Annotated in this window: 13 protein-coding genes; 6 read left to right on the forward strand and 7 right to left on the reverse strand. The window is 72.2% G+C overall.

Annotated elements, in window-relative coordinates; all coding sequences use genetic code 11:
• Window positions 1-3: 3 nt before the first annotated feature.
• Both NL114_RS14245 and NL114_RS14250 read right to left on the reverse strand, forming a co-directional pair.
• Window positions 4-612 carry a hypothetical protein gene (locus NL114_RS14245; RefSeq protein ID WP_254821582.1) on the reverse strand — a complete coding sequence of 203 codons (609 nt, stop codon included), beginning with the start codon at window positions 610-612 and terminating at the stop codon, window positions 4-6.
• Window positions 612-1349: a DsbA family protein gene (locus NL114_RS14250; RefSeq protein WP_254821583.1), complete on the reverse strand. Its 738-nt coding sequence runs from the start codon at window positions 1347-1349 to the stop codon at window positions 612-614. The genes NL114_RS14245 and NL114_RS14250 overlap by 1 nt, the downstream gene beginning before the upstream one ends.
• Window positions 1350-1508: 159 nt before the next feature.
• On the opposite strand from NL114_RS14250, the gene NL114_RS14255 reads away from it, so the two are divergent.
• The 4 genes from NL114_RS14255 to NL114_RS14270 all read left to right on the forward strand — a co-directional run bounded on the left by NL114_RS14255 (window position 1509) and on the right by NL114_RS14270 (window position 5881).
• Window positions 1509-1949 carry an RDD family protein gene (locus NL114_RS14255; RefSeq protein WP_254821584.1) on the forward strand — a complete coding sequence of 147 codons (441 nt, stop codon included), beginning with the start codon at window positions 1509-1511 and terminating at the stop codon, window positions 1947-1949.
• A gap of 67 nt (window positions 1950-2016) precedes the next feature.
• Complete coding sequence (locus NL114_RS14260) at window positions 2017-3036, forward strand: hypothetical protein (protein ID WP_254821585.1); 1020 nt, start codon at window positions 2017-2019, stop codon at window positions 3034-3036.
• Window positions 3037-3173: 137 nt separating this feature from the next.
• Window positions 3174-4856: an MmgE/PrpD family protein gene (locus NL114_RS14265; RefSeq protein ID WP_254821586.1), complete on the forward strand. Its 1683-nt coding sequence runs from the start codon at window positions 3174-3176 to the stop codon at window positions 4854-4856.
• On the forward strand, window positions 4853-5881 hold the full coding sequence (locus NL114_RS14270; RefSeq protein ID WP_254821587.1) for a diacylglycerol/lipid kinase family protein: 1029 nt from the start codon (window positions 4853-4855) through the stop codon (window positions 5879-5881). The genes NL114_RS14265 and NL114_RS14270 overlap by 4 nt, the downstream gene beginning before the upstream one ends.
• Here the strand turns inward: NL114_RS14270 and NL114_RS14275 are convergent, their stop codons facing one another.
• The gene (locus NL114_RS14275) at window positions 5882-6619 is read right to left on the reverse strand and encodes a hypothetical protein (protein ID WP_254821588.1); all 738 of its coding nucleotides are present in this window, start codon (window positions 6617-6619) and stop codon (window positions 5882-5884) included.
• Window positions 6620-6728: 109 nt separating this feature from the next.
• Here NL114_RS14275 and NL114_RS14280 point away from each other — a divergent pair, with 109 nt between their 5' ends.
• On the forward strand, window positions 6729-8396 hold the full coding sequence (locus NL114_RS14280; RefSeq protein WP_254821589.1) for a tRNA uridine(34) 5-carboxymethylaminomethyl modification radical SAM/GNAT enzyme Elp3: 1668 nt from the start codon (window positions 6729-6731) through the stop codon (window positions 8394-8396).
• 51 nt (window positions 8397-8447) lie between these two features.
• Here the strand turns inward: NL114_RS14280 and NL114_RS14285 are convergent, their stop codons facing one another.
• Window positions 8448-9458 (reverse strand): alpha/beta fold hydrolase, encoded by a 1011-nt coding sequence (locus NL114_RS14285; RefSeq protein ID WP_254821590.1) that lies wholly within the window; start codon window positions 9456-9458, stop codon window positions 8448-8450.
• Between the two features lie 65 nt (window positions 9459-9523).
• Here NL114_RS14285 and NL114_RS14290 point away from each other — a divergent pair, with 65 nt between their 5' ends.
• Window positions 9524-9733, forward strand: a complete 210-nt coding sequence (locus NL114_RS14290) for a hypothetical protein (RefSeq protein WP_254821591.1) — start codon at window positions 9524-9526, stop codon at window positions 9731-9733.
• A 26-nt stretch (window positions 9734-9759) separates the two neighbouring features.
• Here NL114_RS14290 and menD read toward each other — a convergent pair whose 3' ends face one another.
• From menD to NL114_RS14305, 3 genes are all read right to left on the reverse strand, one after another.
• A complete protein-coding gene (menD, locus tag NL114_RS14295; protein ID WP_254821592.1) occupies window positions 9760-11649 on the reverse strand; it encodes a 2-succinyl-5-enolpyruvyl-6-hydroxy-3-cyclohexene-1-carboxylic-acid synthase in 1890 nt (629 codons plus the stop codon).
• A gap of 109 nt (window positions 11650-11758) precedes the next feature.
• Entirely contained in the window at window positions 11759-13219 is a 1461-nt protein-coding gene (locus tag NL114_RS14300; RefSeq protein WP_254821593.1) for an isochorismate synthase, read from the reverse strand.
• Between the two features lie 852 nt (window positions 13220-14071).
• Window positions 14072-14539, reverse strand: a complete 468-nt coding sequence (locus tag NL114_RS14305) for a MaoC/PaaZ C-terminal domain-containing protein (RefSeq protein WP_254821594.1) — start codon at window positions 14537-14539, stop codon at window positions 14072-14074.
• Window positions 14540-14544: the final 5 nt, after the last annotated feature.

Below are 14544 nucleotides of genomic sequence, written 5' to 3' on the forward strand. Positions count from 1 at the left end.
AGGCTACAGGTCGACCGGACAGCCGCGTATCTCCCCGCCACGCATCCCGTCGGCCAACCAGAATATCGAGAGCAGGACCGCCACCAGCCCGAGGATCGCGAACTCCAGCCCGTCGAGTGGCAGGATGGTCAGCGACCCGATGCCGAACAGGGCGAGCAGTCCCGCCAGCACGGCGGACCCGCAGGCCGCACACCCCGCGCCGAGTGTCCCGAGGACGACCCCGACGAGGCCGCTGCCGCTCGCGGCCGAGAGGTCGTGCTCGCGGACGTGGTAGACCGCCATGGACACGTCGACGCCGACCAGCGCGGCCACGACGAGCAACAGGACGCCCTGCACGACGCCGAACCCCGGGCCGAGGAAGGGGTAGAGTTCCACGAGCAGCGTCAGCCGGTCGGCCACCGGGATGCCGGGCGAGAGCGCGAAGCCGACGAGCGGGAGGTTGAGCGAGAAGACGAACAGTGAGAGCGCGACGACCGCACCCCCCAGCGCGAGGGCGGCGTACGCCGGCCCGCCGAGGACGAGCCGTGCGGTCAGGGCCATCAGCCGCCAGTCGTCGCTCCGGGTCGGCAGCCGGGGGAGCGACCACGATGCCGAGCGCGTGGGGCCCACCATCAGAACCCCAGCGCCGTAGCGAAGACGTCGTAGCTCTGTGCGCCCCTGATGGCCGTCCGGAACTCGCCGTCCCGGAACAGGAAGAACGTGGGGGTCGCGCTGACGCCCGCCTCGTTCCCCGCCGCGAGGTCGGCCTGCACGGCCGCATCGTGGCGCTTCTCGCGGGCGGCTGCTACGACGGCCGCCGCGTCCAGGTCGGTCTCGCTCGCGAGGTACGCCTCCGTCTCCGCGAGCACGTCGCCCGACGCGAACCGCTCGCGCTCGGTGTAGTAGGCGGCCTTCAGCCCCCAGAACGCCGGCGCGTCTCGGTCCTGCCCGGCCTCGCGGGCGAACGCGTACGTCGATTCAAGTGCCTGTGTCGCCGGCTTGCCCCACTGGTACGTGATGGGCATCACCCGGTAGACGAAGCTGACCTGCCCGCTCGCGACCAGTTCGGACTCCAGTCTCGGCCACGTGTTCTTCTCGAACCGCTGGCAGACGGTACAGGACGGGTCCTCGAAGGCCACCACGAGCCCCGGGGCCTCGCCGGGGGGTGGGCCGACCACCGGCTCCGCGTCCAGTCCCGGCAGCGAGGCGTGGTCGGGAAGCCCCCACGGCGTCCCGGTGCCGGTCGTCGAGGCTCCGTCCCCGTTCCCCGACCCATCACCCCCAGGGGCGCCACTACCGCCGCCAGTACAGCCCGCCAGCCCCGTCGCCCCGGCGGCGCCGAGCACGCCGAGGAGCCGTCGTCGTCGCATACGCCGTGGAGGACCCGGGGACTCAAACCGGTTCGGCGGTGGGGCGCCAGTCGCGAACGACCGCGGGCGGGGACGGCAACGTGGGCGACGCGTGGGAGGGCGGACACGCGTCGGACGGACCCGCCGGGGTTTATAATGGGCCGTCACGCACGGCGCGTCATGGAGCTGTTCGAGCGACCGAAACCGCAGATGGGAACGCAGGACGACGTGGTGTTACGCCGCGTCGGCGCGTTCGTCGTCGACGCCATCCTCGTCGCCATCGTCGGGGGGCTGGTGGCGGGGGCGTTCAGTCTCCCTTCCGAACTCGGAGGCGGCCTGACCGGGCTGTTGCTCCTCCTCTACTTCTTCGTGTTCGAAGGGACGTACGGGAAGACGGTGGGGAAACACGTCTTCGAACTGGTCGTCGTCACCGAACGGGGCGAGGCGTGTGACTACACCGACGCCGGTATCCGGACGGTGCTCCGGATCGTCGACGTGCTGCCGGTGTTCTACATCGTCGGCCTCGTCGCCATCTACCTCACGGACGACAAACAGCGGCTCGGTGACCTGGCGGCCGATACGGTCGTCGTCCGGGCAGCCGACCGCGGCGAGCGGCTGTAGGTGGGTGTTTTCACGAACTGATAACGCCCCTCTCACTTTTATGGGCGCGTGATTTCCATCTCAGACGATGAAAGGCGCCCGGCGACTCGGGAGCGCTACGGTGCTGACAGGGCTGGGCGTGACCGGACTGTTCGTCATCTGGAGCGCCTACGACCCCACCGAGAGCCGGCTCGCCATCACGCTCGGGACGGTCCTCCCGTCCTTCCTCGCCATCGCGCTCGTGGGGTCCGGGCTCTGGGTGCTGCTGACGGACGAGCTCGACGAGCGGACCGCGACGCGGATGCTGGAGTGGAGCACGGCCGGGATGGCCGGCATCGGGACGCTCGGCGGGCTGGCGCTGTTCCTCCAGCGCGAGGGGTACGTCATCGACCAGCCGGTGTTCGTGCTGACGAGCACCGTCGTCTGCGGGGCGCTCGCCGGCTTCGGAATCGGGCTCTACGAGGTCTGGACCGAGCAACAGCGGGAGGAACTGGAGCGCGAGCGCGAGAAGCTGGACCATCTCAACCGGCTGCTCCGGCATCACCTCCTCAACGGGATGAACATCCTGCTTGCGAAGGTCGAACTCGCGCGCGACCGGAGCGACGACCCGCAGGTCGACGACGACCTCAGGGACGCACGCCTCCGGGGCGAGGAGATCGTCACGCTGGTCGAGCAGGTGAGCGCCATCGCGGGCCCCGACGACGAGCCGGCCAGCGAGATCGACCTCCCGCGGCTTCTCCGGGCCGAGGTCGAACAGCTCCGGGCCACCCACGCCGACGGCGACCCCGCCGTCTCGGTGGCGGAGCCGCTCCCGGACGTGACCGTCCGCTCCTCGCCCGCGCTCGGGGAGGCCGTCAACTCGCTGCTGACGGAGGCGCTCGCGACGAGCGGGCGGGCGACACTCTCGGCGACGCTCGACGGGGACGGCGTGGTCGTCAGCGTCACGGTCCCCGGGCAGACGACGCCCGACGGCGGTGACCCGATGCTCGGCGGGGTCGGTAGCGATGTCGGCCTCTCGGTCGCGGACGTGCTCGTCGAGCGCGCTGGCGGCGAGCTGGAGTCCGGAGTGGCCGACGGGTCGGTCAGTATCTATCTCGAGACCGCCTGAGCCCGCCCATCGCCCCCATCGCTCCCGCCGCCCGCCCCACGCCCGCATGACCGACACCGATTAGTCACTCTCGGCGCACCAGCCGGTATGAGACGCCGTATCACGACCCCGTTACGACACCGACGGAGGGCGGCCTGATGGCGACGGACGCGCCCGGCGAGTCCACGGTGGCGAGCGACGACGCGGCGCCCGAGGGTGCGGTGGCGGCCGGGGACGCGGTGGAGGCACCCGAGGAGGCCGGCCCCGAGCAGCGCCCGTTCGTCGAGACCGCGGCGGAGTGGGCGGCGGGGCTCCGGTTCGGTCGCATCCCGGCCCCGGTCCGGCGGGCCGCGGCCGCGCAGTTGACCAGCACCGTCGGCGCGGCCGTCTGGACGCTCGACCACCCCGTCGGCGAGCACGTCCTCGACACCGTCCGGGCGGAGTTCCCGGCCGACGAGGGCGCGACCGCGACGCTCCCCGGTGCCGGGCCGATGCCGGTCCGGGGGGCGTGTTACGGCGCGGCCGCGCTCGCGATGGCGATGGACTTCGACGACACGGTTCTCGGGGGACACACCGGCCACAGCGCCGCGCTCGTCCCGTACCTGTTCGCGGAGGCCCACGCGGCCGATCTCGAGTACCCCGGGCGTCGCGCGCTCCGGGCCCACGTCGCCGCCAACGAGATCGCCGCGCGCATCGCCAGCGCGGCCGCGGTCGGCCCGTTCCGGGGCCAGCAGACCGCATACGTCCACAGCGTCGGCGCTGCCGTCGCGCGCGGCGTGGTCGAGGGCGACGACGCCGACACGCTGGCCGACGCCATCGCCATCGCGCTCGGACAGCCGCCCTGGCCGCTCGTCCCGGACTTCCTCGGGTCCGACGCGAAGGTGCTGTCCGCGGCCGAGCCGACCCTCACGGGCCTGTCGGCGGTCTCGGCCGCGCGGAACGGCCTGACCGGGAACCCCGACATCGTCGCGGCGGAGGACGGCTTCCTCGACGAGTTCTCGGACCTGCCACTCCCCGAGTTCCTCGGGGGGCTGGGCGAGCGCTGGCACACCCGCGCCGTGACGGTGAAGCCGTACCCCGGCTGTGCGTACGTGACGGCGCCCGTTCACGCCGCACTGCAGGTCCGGAAAGAGGTGAGAGAGGCCGTGGCTCCCGAGAGCGACCGCGCCGAGATAACGGGCGTCCGCGTCGATGGCTCGCTGTTCAGCCACGAGGTCGACCGCCTGGCGAACCGCTACACCGACCGCACGGAGAGCCCGCTCGCGTCGCTCAACTTCTCCATCCCGTACAACGTGGCCGTGGCGCTCCGGGACGGCGAGCACACGCCCCGGCAGTTGCGCCCGGAGCGCGTCGGGGACGAGGCCGTCTGGGAACTGGCCGACCGTGTCCACATCGAACACGACCCCGAGTTCACGATGCGGGCGCTCCGGTCGGAGGTGCCGCTGGGCGCGATGCTCCGACGGGTCGGCTGGAAGGTCATCCCGTACTCGGCGAAGAGCGTCGGGCCCGTGACCGCACTGAAGAACCTCCCGACGCTGCTCCGGTTCGTCCGGAAGCGCCCGCTGCCCGACGACCTCTCGGGGGCGGACAAGGCCATGGGCGCGCGGGTGACCGTCCGGCTCGCGGACGGCCGCGAGTTCAGCGAGACGTGCGAGCATCCGCCCGGGTTCGCGGGGCGGGCGCTCGACGAGACGCGCGCCATCGCCCGCCGGAAGCTCTCGGAGGCGATGGTGGCCCGCGGCGCCGAGACGGACGACGCCGAGCGCATCGCCCGGGCGGTCCGGGATGTCCACGAGACGGACGCCACGCTCGCCGACGTGGATGCGGTGCTGGGACCATGAGCGACGACGCCGACGCTGACGCGGGTGCCGACGCCGACGCGGTCGCCCGGGTGGGTGCGACCCCGACCGTTCCCGACCGCGTCGGGGCCGTCGTCAACCCGACCTCCGGCGACGGCGAGGGCCGGCGGCTCGCGCGGACGTTCGCTGCACGCTACGGTGACACGGTCGAGCGCGAGGTGACGCAGGGGCCCGACGACGTGCCCCGGGCGACGCGGGCGCTCGCGGGCGAGGTGGACCTGCTCGTCAGCGTCGGCGGCGACGGCACGCTCCGCGAGGTCGCGAGCGCGCTGTACGCGTGGAGCGAGGAGACGGGCGGGGACCCGCCGCCGCTGTTCGTCGTCCCGGCGGGCCGGGGAAACAGCGTCTACCGGCACCTCTACGGCGACACGGACTGGCGCGAACTGGCCGCACGGCTGGGCGAGGGTGTCGTGGGGCGACCGCTCGAACTGGCGGCCGTGGAGACGGAGCCGCCGACCGAGGCCCGGTACTCCGTGCTGGGCGTGACGGTCGGGCTGTTCCGGCACGCGCTGGACGGTGCCGAGCGGTTCCGCGCGCTCCCGGGGCCGCTGGCGTACCTCCTCGGGACGGCCACGGCGACGCTGTTCGCCGACCCCGTGGCGGTCCGGGTGGGTCGCGCCGACGAGCGCCTGTTCGCGGGCGAGGCTCGCCTCGTCGCCGTCGGCGGGGGGCGCTACCGGGGCGGCACGACACGCCTGTTGCCGGACTCGCGTCCGGGCGACGGGACCCTCCACGCGCTCGTCCTCGAACCCGTGGGCGGGCGCGAGGCGCTCGCCATCGCGCGGGCGGCCCGGAACGGCGACCACCTCGACCACCCCGCGGTCCACCACTTCACCGGCGGGACGTTCGACGTGCGGGCGGGCGCCGGCACCGGCGCGGCGAGCGGCACCCTGCCCGCCGAGATCGACGGCACGCCGCTGCCGGACCTGACCGACCTCCACTGCGAGGTGGTCCCGGAGGCGCTCTCGGTCGCGTACCCCGCGAGTGTGGTGCAGGGCGGACGGTAGCTACTCCTCGCCGTCGGTGTCGCCGGGCGGCCCGACCGCCACGTCCGCGCCGGAGATGCTGGTCTCGACGTGGGGCCCCTCGCCCGCTTCGAGACCGCGTTTGACGCCCGCGACCAGTTCGGAGACCTGTTCGGCGTCGAGGTCGACGGAGAGTTCGAGGCCGACACGGACCGTCTCGTCCGCCGTTCCACCCGCGTCGGTTCCCGGCCCCCCACCACCGCTCCCCGGGTCGACCCGACCGGGCAGGTAGCGCCCGTCGTCGGCCCGGTCGAGCGCGCCCGCCCACGTCCACACGTCGACGAGGGTCCGGAGGCCGACGCGGTCGCGCGAGGCGTCGAGGTCGGCGTCCGCGAACGACGCCAGCCGCGGGAGGAGGTCGTCCTCGCCGAGCGGGTCGCCACGCAGGAGGTCACGGGCGCGGACCGTGAGCGGCCAGGCCGCGAGCAGCCCGTACGCGCGCTCACGGGCGAGGTCGTCCTCGCCGTCGGCGATTGCGGCGGCGAGCGGTGTCCCGCGCTCCGTGAGGCGGTGTCGCTGGTCGTCGGCCGGTTCAAGCGCACCGATGGCCTCGAAGAAGTGCGTCTGCCGGGCGGTCGCGTCCGGGTGCCCCGTACGGTCGGCGACGGTTCCAGTGTGGGCCGGTTCCTCGGCGGCGCCCGCCTCGTACCAGCCCGCGAGGATATCGAGGAGAGTGTCGCGGCTCACGCCGCGGGGGATGGGTGCGTCGTCGTCGCTCATGGGCGCGGTGACTCACGGAACCCACAAGAATGGGGGCGTCTACCGGGCTGGGGGTCTGGACCGGGAGACATTTGCCCGCGCCCACCCGAACACCAGCAACCAGCGGACGATGAGCACCGACACCGACCAGCCACCGGAGGAGACCGAGGCGTTCCAGCGCGTCATCGAGGAACTGGCCGAGCGCGTTCTCGCGGGCGACCTCGAGCGCGACGAGGTCGAGAGCGCCAAGCTCGACGCCTGCTCGCGCCACGGCGCGCCGAAGGTGCCGCGCAACAGCGACATCATGGACGCCATCCCGGAGCGCCGTGACGAGCTGGAGTCGGTCCTCCGGCGCAAGCCCGTCCGGACGGCGTCGGGGGTCTCCCCGGTCGCCGTGATGACCGCGCCCCACAACTGCCCGCACGGGCAATGTCTCTACTGCCCCGGCGGCCCGGACAGCGAGTTCTCCAGCGCGCAGAGCTACACCGGCGACGAGCCCGCCGCAGCGCGGGGCCAGCAGAACGACTACGACCCGTACGGGCAGGTGACGCTGCGACTGAACCAGCTCCGGAAGATCGGCCACCCCGTCGACAAGGTCGAACTCATCGTGATGGGCGGGACGATGACCGCCCGTTCCCACGATTATCAGGAGTGGTTCGTCAAGCGCGCGCTCGAGGCGATGAACGAGTTCGACCCCGGGGCCGAAGCGACGCCCTCGGAGTCCGAGAGCTTCGCGCCCGAGGGGCCGCCCGAGTTCTCGTACCTGGAGGACGTCATCGCCGAGAACGAGACCGGTGACGTGCGCTGCATCGGCGTCACGTTCGAGACGAAGCCCGACTGGTGCGACCCGGAGCAAGTGAACCGGATGCTGTCGCTCGGCGGGACGAAGGTCGAGGTCGGCGTCCAGACCACCTTCGAGCGCGTGAACCGGGAGATGCACCGGGGCCACGGCGTGCAGGCGTCGATGGACGCGAACCGCCGGCTCCGGGACGCGGCGTTCAAGGTCGGCTTCCACACGATGCCCGGTCAGCCCGGGATGAGCGAGCGGATGGTGGTCGAGGACTTCCGGCAGCTGTTCAGCGACCCCGCGTGGCGCCCGGACTACCTGAAGATCTACCCCACCCTGGTGGTCGACGACACCGTCACCTACGACATGTACCGCCGCGGCGAGTTCGAGCCCCTGTCCAGCGAGCGCGCGGCCGAACTGGTCGCCGAGGTGATGCGGGACCTGCCGCGGTACGTCCGCCTCCAGCGGGTGCAACGCGACATCCCCGCCGGCCACATCGAGGCCGGGGTCCAGAAGTCGAACCTCAGACAGCTCGCGTGGCAGGTCATGGACGACCACGGCTGGGAGTGTGAGTGCATCCGCTGCCGGGAGGTCGGGATGAACGACGAACAGCCCGAGAACGTGACCCGCGACACCATCGAGTACGAGGCCGCCGGCGGCATGGAGCAGTTCATCAGCTACGAGGACTTCGAGAAGGACCTGCTGGTGGGGTTCTGCCGACTGCGGTTCCCAGATGAGCCCGTCCGCCGGGAGCTACAGGACGCGGCGCTGATTCGCGAACTGCACGTCTACGGCAACGAGGTCGGCGTCGGGCAGGCCGGCGGCGGCGACGGCGGTTCACACCAGCACCAGGGGTACGGCCGGAAGCTCCTGCGCGAGGCCGAGCAGCGCGCCCGCGACGCGGGCTACTCGAAGCTCTCGGTCATCTCGGGTATCGGCGTCCGGGAGTACTACCGCGAGAAGCTGGGCTACTTCCAGGACGGCCCGTACGTCTCGACGTACCTGGATTGAGGCGCCCTCGACCGACCGCGCGCACCCGGGTGACGGCCGGGAGCGCACCGGTCATCCCTCGCCGTCCAGCCGCGCACCGAGGAACCGCCGCACGTCGGCCGCGGTCCGCTCGGGAATCTCCTCCATCGGCGTGTGACCGGCGTCCGCGTACGTGATGAGTTCGGCGTCCGGGAGCGTCTCGGCGAAGTCCTTGCCGAACCACGGCGGGATGAGGTAGTCCTCTTCGCCCCACAGCACCAGCGTCGGCACCCGCAGGTCGGCGAGTTCCCCGTGGCGGTGGACGGCGTTCACATCGCGCCGGACGAGTTCGACGCCCGCGTCGCGGTTCCCCTCGCGCCGGATGAGGTCGTGGTAGCGGTCGACCAGTTCGGGCGAGACCCGCGAGGGGTCGCCGTAGATGTCGCGGACGCTCCGGCGGATGAGCCGCCGGGGCGTCAGCCGGGCGATGGCGTTCGGGACCCACGGCAACTCGATGATACCGAACGGGCTGTCGAAGGCCATCGGGAACCCCATCGAGTCCACGAGCACGAGCGCGGGGACGCGCTCGGGGTGGTCGAGCGCGAACTGCCAGGCGATCTCGCCGCCCCGCGAGTTCCCGGCGACGACGCACTCCTCGATACCGAGTTCGTCCAGGAACGCGGCCACGAACGCGACGTACGCGGCCATCGTGTAGTCGTCGTCGGGGTGAGGGCCAGTCAGGCCGTGGCCCGGGAGGTCCGGGCGCACGACACGGTACTCGTCGGTCAGTTCCTCGACCCAGCCGTCCCAGGTGTGCAGCGAGGAGAAGGTCCCGTGGAGGCAGAGCAGGACCGGCGCGTCGCGCGGGCCGTCGTCGCGGTAGTGGACCCGCATCCCGGCCACGTCGAGGAAGTCGTCCTCGCCCTCGGCGTACTCCGGTTCGAGCTCTTCGGGGGACAGGTCGCGGTGGTGGGCCCATGCCAGTCCGGCACCGACGGCTCCGACCAGCGTGAGTCCGCCGAGTGCTAGGGATCGGCGCCACCGACCGAGCCAGCTGCCGTCGGCATCGTCGCTCGCGAACACGTCCGGTGAGGTACGGTGCACGCGGTTAAGTCCGACGCTCGGTGGATGGCCGGGAGACACTTACCGTCAGAGCCGGTAATCCGGATGTGCCCGACGAAACCGACCAGCGGGTCGACACCGGGGACGGCCCGACCGCTTGCATCCCCCCGCAGACTCCAGAGGTGGTGGCCGAACTCCGCGATAGCGACAACCAGCTCCTCCACTGTCTGGACTGCGGCCGGCAGATGGTCGCCCGGCGCCACGCCGGCGGCTGTATGCTCTGTGGGTCGGAGGCCATCGTCATCGAGACGCCATAGAGCTGATTCCTTGACCTCGACGCCCGCTACTCTTCGCTGACAGCCGCTCCAGCCGCTTCCTCGACCGCCTCGTGGACGCGCTCGTGCAGCGCCTCTCGCGTGCGGTGTGACGCCTCGCCGTCCACGACCACCTCGACGACGTGACCGCCGGGTGCGCCCACGGCGGCGTCGAACAGGTCCGCGAAGGCGTCCAGCCCGTCGCGCTCGGCGTGGACGCGCCCGAAGTCGTAGCCGTACATGGCCGCCAGGTGCGAGAGGTCGACCCCCAGCGGCGTCCGGAAGAACTCCGTGAACCCCTCGTACTCCTCGATGGGGAGGACGTGGAAGATGCCGCCGCCGTCGTTGTTGATGACCACGATGGTTGCGTCGAGGTCGTTGCGCGGGAGCGCGAGCAGGCCGTTCGCGTCGTGGTAGAACGCGAGGTCGCCCGTCACCAGAACGAGCGGGTCGTCGTCGGCTCCCGCCCCCAGCGCCGAGGAGGCGATACCGTCGATACCGGAGGCGCCGCGATTGCCCAGCACGCGCAGGTCCGCCATGCGTGGCTCGCCGAACCGGTCGAGGTCCCGGACCGGCATCGAGTTCGAGACGAACAGCGTTGCCGGGTCCGGGATGCGGTCGGCGACCGTCGCGAGGACCTGCCCCTCGTGAGGCGGCTCGTCCGGGTCCGGAGCCTCCGCCACCGTCGCCCAGTGGGCTCGCTCGGCCGCCACGAACCGTTCGCGCCACGCCGGGTCGGTGCCGGCCTCGACACGGCCGGAGACGGTGGCCGCGAGCCGGGTCGGGTCCGCCACGACGAGGTCGGAGGCGACGAACTCGGCCTCACGCCAGCCACCGGCGGGGTCGACAACGAACTGGCGGGTGCCGGCCACACGCGTCGCGTCCCGGAGGTAGTGCCGGAGCGTCTTCGAGGTGGGGGACGCGCCGAAGCGGAGGACGAGGTCCGGAGCCGGATGGGTGCTCGCGTCGGCGGCGGGGTCGAACGCCGGGGCGTCGAGGAACGAGTCGTAGCCGCCGCACACCAAGACGCCGTCGGTATCGACGTGCTCGCCGAAGCGGAGGCCCGACAGCGGGTCGGCGAGGACCGGGAAGCCCGTCGCGCGGGCCAGCCCGAGCAGCGCGTCGCGGTCGGGCGTCGGCGCGTCCGCGGGCCCGGCGACGACGAGGCCACGCTCGGCGTCCTCGACGGCCTCGACCACGCGGGCGCGGTCGGCCGCCGAGAGGTCCGGTCGCCCGGGCGTCGTCGCCACGTACGGGCGCTCGTCAGCGCGCCCGCTCGCGGCCAGCGCGTGTGTGTCGTCGCCCCAGTCCCCGGGCACGTCGCCAGCCACGGGCGTCGGCTCCAGCGGCTTCTGGAACGGGACGTTGAGATGGACCGGGCCGGGCGGCCCCGCCTCCCGGGTCGACGTGGTCACGGCCCGCGCGACGGCCGTGCGGAGCGCCCGGACCTTCCGGTCCTCGACCTCCGGTTCTGGGAGGGTGCGATACGCGCGGACGGCGTCGCCGTACAGCTTCTCCTGGTCGACGGTCTGGTTGGCGCCCGAATCCTGCAGTACGCGGGGGCGGTCGGCCGTCAGCAGGAGCATCGGCACCCGGGCGTTGGCGGCCTCCATCACCGCGGGATGGTAGTTCGCGAGCGCGGTGCCGGAGGTGCAGACGAGCGGCGTCGGCCGGCCCGTGGCCTTCGCCCGGCCGAGCGCGAAGAACGCCGACGAGCGCTCGTCGATGTGGGTGAACGTCCGCACGTCGGGGTGTTCAGCGAAGGCGTTGGTGAGGGGCGTACAGCGGCTGCCCGGCGTGAGGCAGACCTCGTGGACGCCGCTCCGGACGAGTTCCTGCACGATGACGCGGCCCCAGAGCGTGTTCCGGTTGGGTGCGTCGGTCGTCGGCGGGTCGTCGTCGCGTGGGCCGTCGGTCACGCTGTCCCTCCGTCGCCGTCGTGCGTGGCCTGGTGCATACCTCCGGCTACGAACGGTCGGCGCTAAGAACCACCGGACGGGCGCGGCGGTCCGGGCTGGGTGTCGTCAGCTACTCCAGTTCGTCGAGGATGGGCCGGTACTTCAGCTGGACCTCGTCCCACTCGCGGTCGGGGTCCGAGTCCGCGACGAGGCCGACGCCCGCGAACATCGTCACCTGCCGGTCGTCCGGACTCGCCACCGCGGAGCGGATGGCCACCGCGAACGAGCCGTAGCCGGCGGCGTCGAACCAGCCGACCGGCGCGGCGTACCAGCCGCGGTCGAACGGCTCCGTGTCGCGGATGGTCTGCAGCGCACGGTCCGGCGGCAGTCCCCCGACGGCGGGCGTCGGGTGGAGCGCCTCCACGAGGTCGAGGACGTGGTGGTCCGCGGCGAGTTCGGCCGTGATGGGCGTCTCGATATGCTGGACCGTCGCGAGCCGACGGATGCGGCGCTCACCGGTCGAGACGGAGGCAGCGTACGGCGCCAGCTGCTCCCGGATGGCGTCCGCGACGAGCTCGTGCTCGTGGACGTTCTTGTCGTCGGCCAGCAGCTCCTGGGCCAGCCACTCGTCCTCGGCGGGCGTCTCCCCGCGCCCGGTCGTCCCCGCGAGCGCGCCCGTCTCGACGGTGCGGCCGGTGAGGTCGACGAGACGCTCCGGCGTCGCGCCGAAGAAGCCCGGACGGGGGTCGTCGGCGTCCCCCGCATCGCCCGCGTCGGCCATGGCATCGTCGGGGTGGATGGGCTCCAGCAGGAAACGATAGCAGTCCGGGTAGCGCCCGGCGAGGCGGGTCAGCGTATCGGGGAGGTCCAGCGGTTGTTCGAGGTCGGCCTCCAGCGCCTGGGCCAGGACGACCTTCCGGAGGTCGCCGGCCTCGATGCGGCCGAGGGCGGCGTTCACCGAGTCGCGCCACGCGCCGCGGTCGGTGGTCCGCCGGCGGTCGGCGACCCCCGGCGGGTCGGCGACCGTCCCCGGTGCCGGCAGCGACTCGACGGTCTCGCGAGCCTCGTCCAGCCGGGTCTCGACGGCCGCCGCCGACGCGTCCGGGCCGACAGCGGTGACGGTCAGCCACGCCTCCGACCCGGCGTCCGCGTCGCCCGTGGTCGGGTCCGTCCCGGTGTAGGTGAGCTGCACGCGCGGCAGGAGGAAGCCCGCCGACGGGTAGTCGCCCCACGGCGGTTCGCCGCCCTGGGCCACGTGTTCCTCGTGGAAGGCGAAGCCGCCGAACAGGCGGGGCCGCGCAGCGAGCGTGCCGGCATGGACGTCGCCGCTGGCGAACAGGTCGGCGGCGGCCTCGCGGACCGCCGCGAACCGGTCGTCACCGGTCGCGGTGAGCGTGGCCGCCGCGCCGCTCCCGACGACGGTCGCCTCGCCCGGCGCGGCCCACACCGTCCGCGGACTCTCCGCCGCCGCGACGACCGCCCGGAACGGTGGCGCCCCGACGCGAACGGAGCGACTGACGAGGCCCGCGTCCGCGTCGCCACCCGCCGACCGACCCCCGCGAACCGACGACTCGCCGCGCGGTGGTTCCATCACCCTGGTGTTGGGGTTCCAGTGTTTTGAGGCTAGCCCTCTCGGACGACGACGGCCACGCTGCCGAGGGGGGAACGCTCTCTCGTGATTACGACGGCAGCGACGGTGGCGGCGACACCGGAGTCCTGTCCGAAGCCCTCGCGCGCTCACACGACAGGGACCGCAGCGACGAGACGACCTCCGAAGCCCTCGCGCTCTCGACCCGCCGGGCCTCGCTGCGGTCCTCGGCCGCCAGAGGCGGCCTGCGGTCCTTGCGTCGTCCGGGCGGGGTCGAGAGCGCTCGCCCTTCGAGTCCACCAGGGGCGTGGCCTGTCGAGGCTCGCGGCGCACCTGCCCTTCCCCGGGTCGCGCGGGTTCGCAGACAAGCTGATCACCACGCGCTCCCGGCCGGAGAGCAGTTACACGGCCGGCCGGTTCCGAGAACAGGAAGCGCGCTCGCGCCATCCCGGCGAACCCGCGAGCGAAGCGAGCGTGGGGAGCCGCCCCGGCGCGAGCGCGGGGAGGTGTGGGGACGCTAGCGCCCCGCTGGAACCACCACGCGCGAACGCTCGGTCGAACGAGCGACAGGGCGGGACTGAAAGGGGCCGCTCGCTCGACGAAGCACGGCGACGCAAGCACCGCAGGCCGAACGAAGTGAGACCGAGGAGCGCAGCGAGCCGCGCGAGTCGAGCGGGCGGGGGCTTTCAACAGGATTCTGTCGTGTGGGGGCGCGTCGTGACAGGGAGAACGGGCGAGGGCTTTCAACTCAGGTTCGTCGTGACTGTCGGTCCCGATAATAGATGAGGATCTAGAATATATTGGGTTGGCGAAGAATTATAGATTATTACATCGGATAAATAGAAAATGTGCGCTTTACTCGACTAGCGACAGCATCGAGCAGGAGATGGCGGTCGAGCCGTCCTGCTTCACGACCTCCACGTCGTACTGGATGGTCCCCGTCGCGGCGGGGTTGTCGGACTCGCGCTTCTCGACCACCTCGGCCTCGACGTGGATGGTGTCGCCGGCGAAGACGGGCCCGCGGAAGCGCAGGTCGTCGATGCCGTAGAACGCGACGACGGCGTCGCGCTCCTCGGGTGTGCGGTTCTGCCAGAGCAGGCCTGTCGCGGCCGAGAACACCAGCATCCCGTGGGCGATGCGTTCGCCGAACATCGACTCCTTCATGGCCTCCTCGTCCATGTGGAGGTGGTTGAAGTCGCCGCTCACGCCGGCGAAGTTGGCGATGTCGGCCTCCGTGATGGTCCGACCGCCGGTGGTGTCGGTGTCGCCCTCCTCGGTGTTCGCGTAGATGCTGTAGTCGTCGCCGTCGTCTGTGTCTGTCATCGGTT

The sequence above is a fragment of the Haloglomus halophilum genome, from assembly GCF_024298885.1.
Classification (GTDB): Archaea; Halobacteriota; Halobacteria; order Halobacteriales; family Haloarculaceae; genus Haloglomus; species Haloglomus halophilum.

Bases quoted from the DNA above. Each gene is read 5' to 3' on its own strand.
- NL114_RS14245 (WP_254821582.1), bottom strand. From the start codon at position 612: ATGGTGGGCCCCACGCGCTCGGCATCGTGGTCGCTCCCCCGGCTGCCG.
- NL114_RS14250 (WP_254821583.1), bottom strand. From the start codon at position 1,349: ATGCGACGACGACGGCTCCTCGGCGTGCTCGGCGCCGCCGGGGCGACG.
- NL114_RS14255 (WP_254821584.1), top strand. From the start codon at position 1,509: ATGGAGCTGTTCGAGCGACCGAAACCGCAGATGGGAACGCAGGACGAC.
- NL114_RS14260 (WP_254821585.1), top strand. From the start codon at position 2,017: ATGAAAGGCGCCCGGCGACTCGGGAGCGCTACGGTGCTGACAGGGCTG.
- NL114_RS14265 (WP_254821586.1), top strand. From the start codon at position 3,174: ATGGCGACGGACGCGCCCGGCGAGTCCACGGTGGCGAGCGACGACGCG.
- NL114_RS14270 (WP_254821587.1), top strand. From the start codon at position 4,853: ATGAGCGACGACGCCGACGCTGACGCGGGTGCCGACGCCGACGCGGTC.
- NL114_RS14275 (WP_254821588.1), bottom strand. From the start codon at position 6,619: ATGAGCGACGACGACGCACCCATCCCCCGCGGCGTGAGCCGCGACACT.
- NL114_RS14280 (WP_254821589.1), top strand. From the start codon at position 6,729: ATGAGCACCGACACCGACCAGCCACCGGAGGAGACCGAGGCGTTCCAG.
- NL114_RS14300 (WP_254821593.1), bottom strand. From the start codon at position 13,219: ATGGAACCACCGCGCGGCGAGTCGTCGGTTCGCGGGGGTCGGTCGGCG.
- NL114_RS14305 (WP_254821594.1), bottom strand. From the start codon at position 14,539: ATGACAGACACAGACGACGGCGACGACTACAGCATCTACGCGAACACC.